Source organism: Microbacterium sp. ER1 (genome assembly GCF_023383675.1).
Lineage (GTDB): Bacteria > Actinomycetota > Actinomycetes > Actinomycetales > Microbacteriaceae > Microbacterium.
This window is the reverse complement of the sequence record NZ_QCXO01000030.1, coordinates 1-3,783: the sequence shown is the minus strand read 5'-3', so window position 1 is coordinate 3,783 and position 3,783 is coordinate 1. Positions and strand designations below refer to the sequence as shown.

General features: G+C 67.6%; 3 protein-coding genes and 2 tRNA genes. 2 read left to right on the top strand and 3 right to left on the bottom strand.

Going from position 1 to position 3,783, the window contains the following annotated elements; all coding sequences use genetic code 11:
• Positions 1–380 precede the first annotated feature (380 nt).
• Both BV453_RS01625 and BV453_RS01620 read left to right on the top strand, forming a co-directional pair.
• Entirely contained in the window at positions 381–749 is a 369-nt protein-coding gene (locus BV453_RS01625; protein ID WP_249520705.1) for a hypothetical protein, read from the top strand.
• Positions 727–2,322 carry a hypothetical protein gene (locus BV453_RS01620; protein WP_249520704.1) on the top strand — a complete coding sequence of 532 codons (1,596 nt, stop codon included), beginning with the start codon at positions 727–729 and terminating at the stop codon, positions 2,320–2,322. Before BV453_RS01625 ends, BV453_RS01620 begins: the two co-directional genes overlap by 23 nt.
• A gap of 21 nt (positions 2,323–2,343) precedes the next feature.
• On the opposite strand, the gene BV453_RS01615 is transcribed toward BV453_RS01620, so the two are convergent.
• The 3 genes from BV453_RS01615 to BV453_RS01605 form a co-directional block, all read right to left on the bottom strand.
• Positions 2,344–2,416: transfer RNA gene (locus BV453_RS01615), tRNA-Ala, on the bottom strand.
• A 91-nt stretch (positions 2,417–2,507) separates the two neighbouring features.
• Positions 2,508–2,598 (bottom strand) — tRNA-Ser (locus tag BV453_RS01610).
• A gap of 45 nt (positions 2,599–2,643) precedes the next feature.
• Entirely contained in the window at positions 2,644–3,690 is a 1,047-nt protein-coding gene (locus BV453_RS01605) for a hypothetical protein (protein WP_249520703.1), read from the bottom strand.
• Between the last annotated feature and the right edge of the window lie 93 nt (positions 3,691–3,783).

Genomic DNA, 3,783 nt, shown 5'->3' with positions numbered 1-3,783 from the left:
CGAGGATAATTTGGCATTTGACAAGTGCACGCTGTTGAGTTCTCAAGGATCGGATGCTCCCACGACCCAGCCATCACAACCAGGCCCGCAGGGCAACTTCTCTATCTTACCGATCTCGTTTCCGTTGTCAAGTCCGAGTTTCTTCGGCCTGACCGTGGGAACGGATCAGCATCCTTCATCCTGTTCACTCTGTGAGTGTCTGGGATTCGGGAGGTGTTCGATGCTTGACGGGAGCCGGTCCGAGGACCTCCGCTCAACCGTTTGGGGCGAACAGGTAATAATCTACGTGGGTTCCGGGCATCGGGCAAATCACCGCCGATTCCCGGGCGTGTCGGGCGCAGCGGAGGTGCTGTCTGCGATTATCACAGCGGAGGTAGACGATGACGAATGAAGTGAGCACCGCGGTCGAGTGGGCGCTCGCGGCCGGTGAAGAAGAGGTCTTCCGCGCACTAGGCGACCAGCTGGTCGATGGGGCTGGCCAGTTCTCGGCCTCCCGGCTCGCCGCGATCGGGCGCCAGTGGTACTCCGAGCACGAGGCGGCACTTCGGGCCAAAGCGTGTGGTCCGCTCATGGCGGTCCTCGGCACCGACTCCGACAACGTGACCATCGCGTACGCGGTGTCGACGGTCGTCGATCAGGTCGCGGCGACGGAGTCGATACTCACGCCGCTCACCGCGGCCTATGTCGTCGGTCTGATCGTTCGCAAGATGGCGGCCGGCTACTGCGATGACCTCGCACCCGCCATCTGACGACGCCGCCCTCCCCCGTGCCGAGCGCCTGCGCTCGCTCTTCGAGGGGTGGAAGGGGGTGCCCCACGATCCCTCCGTCCGTTACGAGAACGATTGGAAGTCCTCGGTCGACTGGGCGTCCTATGCCGAGGACGAGATCGACGAGCAGATCAGGCTGCGTTCGGTTCCGGTCATCGAACAACGACTGCGGAGGCTGTGGAGCGCCATCGGCGAGACTGTCGCCGCAGACCCGGTAGCCGCGAGGGTTCATGCTTCCGTGACGGTGAGCTCGCTCCACAACGGCATCCCGTTGGAGACGTTCCATGAGGCGCGGCACGATGGGGCGAACATCCTCGTCAACGATGCGATCGCAGACTTCACCCGTCACGTCTTCCTCGGCTACACGTCATGGGCGTACTCCCAAGTCGACACCTCATCGTCGACCGAGGCTCGTGCGTGGGGCGAGGCGTTTCCCGTCATCCGCCGCATCCTCGCCTTCGAGAACTGGTCGATTGCGTTCGGAGGACTGGTGCAGCCGTTCGAGTTCGATCCTCCCGGCGGAATCCTCGCGCATTCGGTGCATGCCGCCGAGTGGTCCCTCGTGTTCTGGCTGGCGCACGAGTTCGGGCACGCGCTGCGTGCAGCCGTCGCCCCCGGGGAACGGGTGGAGATCGCCGGTCGCGACGCCGGCGCGCTCCTGCGCGAGGCGGACGGTGAAGAAGCCGAGCATCTGTGTGACCTGATCGCCCTGCGCATCGCTCTCACCACCCCGCATCCGGAGTTCGAGGGAAGCGCGCTGACTTCGCCCCTGGCTCTTGTCTTCGCCTTCCTTCCGCTCGTGATCGCCGAGCACCGGCACCTCGTGCGTCCGCCTCGCGGCAATGCCTCGTTGCTCCGCCGTTGGTCGGCGCTGCACGCTCTCCTCGACCGGAGCGCTCCCGATGAGGAGGCCGGCGAGACCTTCCGCGACGCAATCGCGTTCCTGGAGACGATCTGTTTCGCAGACAGCACCTGGAGCGACGGTGCTCTGCTCGCACTGGTCGACGACTGCGTCTTCGCGGCGCCCACGCCGACCCAGACACCGACGGACCTGCAGTGGGTGTCCGCACGGGACGACGAAGTGCGGCTCTACCTGACGCCCAGCAGCCTGGTCGCGCGTTCAGCCGAGATCCTGCTCCAGGAAGGAGCGACACCGGACACGCGAGATGGCTGGATTCGCGCGGTGCTCGACCGATCGGCCGGAGTGGAGGTCCCCGCCTACGACGAGACCTTCCTGTCGCGCGACTACCACCTCGCCGTGGAGCACTTCCGGCTGCGATTCCATGCGGCACTGGCCGAGGCCGATGATCCGGGCGACGTCATCAATCCGCGGGGCGATGTCACCTTCTCGGAGTGGACCGACACCTGGCGATTCCTGGTCGATCCGGTTTTCCGGAGGATCGCGTACGAGATCGCCTCGGACCCGTGGCCGCTCATCGTCCATGACGTACGTGACGCCCGGCAGCCGCCCGCCCCGCCCTCAGCACTCCCCGCGCTGCGCGGACCGGAAGCCGCCGATGTTGCCGCCGAGCGCAGGAAAGCCCCGGGCGACTGACCCGGGGCTTTCCTGTTCCTGTGGACCTAAGGGGATTCGAACCCCTGACCTCCTCGATGCGAACGAGGCGCGCTACCAACTGCGCCATAGGCCCGTGAACGACATCTACGTTATCACGCTCGCGATCCCGGACATGACGAAGGCCCCGCATCTCCATGTTTCCAGGGGAGTCGGGGCCTTCGTGGTGGCGGTGACGGTGGGATTTGAACCCACGGTAGGGGGTTACCCTACACAACTTTTCGAGAGTTGCACCTTCGGCCGCTCGGACACGTCACCGCGGATCAGTTTACGACACCGGGGCCGAGCGCGCGAATCGGCGGGTCACCAGGCGGCGGCGACCTCGGCGTGGGCGCGGAGGATGCCCTCCGTGGAGCCGGCGGGGGCGCGCCCGATGCCGCACTCCGTGGCGACGCCGAACTCCGGCGCGAACGGGACGGCGGCGGCGATCCGGCGACGCGCACCCTCCGCGCCGTCCTCCCGGTGCACGAGGCCGAGGTAGAGCTCCTCGACCGGGGTGAGCGCGGCGAGCGGAGCGAAGTACGCCTCGTCATCGTGGCCGATCGGCACGGGAAGGTGCAGCCACGTGAGCGACCGGTGGGCCGCAGCGATGACGGCGTTGGCGTAGCGGACGAGGGAGCCGGCGTCGGTCGGCTCGAAGAAGTGCTTCTCCCCCGCGTCGCCGTAGCAGAGGTGCACGCCCACCTCGACGTCGTCCGGGACGGCATCGACGAGGGCGGCGAGACGCGAGACGAGGCCGTCGAACGGGTCGCCGGGCCACCACCCCTCCATGACGGCGCCGTAGCCGGAGGCGCCCTCGAGGATCCCCATCTCGCTCGCGACGTCCCACTGCACCGCGAGGTCGTCGTGCGGGATCGCGGCGAGGATCTCGTCGAGCTCGCGGAGCATCGCGGCGGTGTACACGGGCTCGATCGCGGCCCGGTCGTCGCCGTGGAAGAACGAGGAGATGACGGCGAGCGGGGTGGGCAGCGAGACCTGGAACCGGGTGCCCGCGGCGACCACTCCCTCCTCCCGCAGCCGGGCGAAGAGCCCGTACGACTCGATCGCCGCGGAGGCGTACTCCAGCGGAGGCAGCGCGATCGTCGCCGGGTCCACGCCCTCGGCGATACGGAGGCCCCGGGCGTCGATGCCGGCGGGGAACGGGATGGGCTCGTCGCCGATCCGCTCGATGCCGTCCGCCTGGCCGATGACGTCGGGCTGGAACATGATCCAGTGGAACCGTTTGCCCACCTCGCCGTCCGGGATGCGACGCAACCGGTCGCCGAGCAGCTCCGCAGCGGTGCGCATCGTCGTCTCGGCGTCGTCGAAGTTCACACTGCCCACGAGAAGGGCACCCTGGGGCTGCGTCATGGCCTCAGGATATCCCTCGCCGACCCACCCCTTTCCGGCCGAGCCACCCCTCTGCGTGCGGCCGGAAGGGGGTGGGACACACGCAAGGGGGTG

Bases quoted from the DNA above. Each gene is read 5' to 3' on its own strand.
- BV453_RS01625 (WP_249520705.1), top strand. From the start codon at position 381: ATGACGAATGAAGTGAGCACCGCGGTCGAGTGGGCGCTCGCGGCCGGT.
- BV453_RS01620 (WP_249520704.1), top strand. From the start codon at position 727: ATGACCTCGCACCCGCCATCTGACGACGCCGCCCTCCCCCGTGCCGAG.
- BV453_RS01605 (WP_249520703.1), bottom strand. From the start codon at position 3,690: ATGACGCAGCCCCAGGGTGCCCTTCTCGTGGGCAGTGTGAACTTCGAC.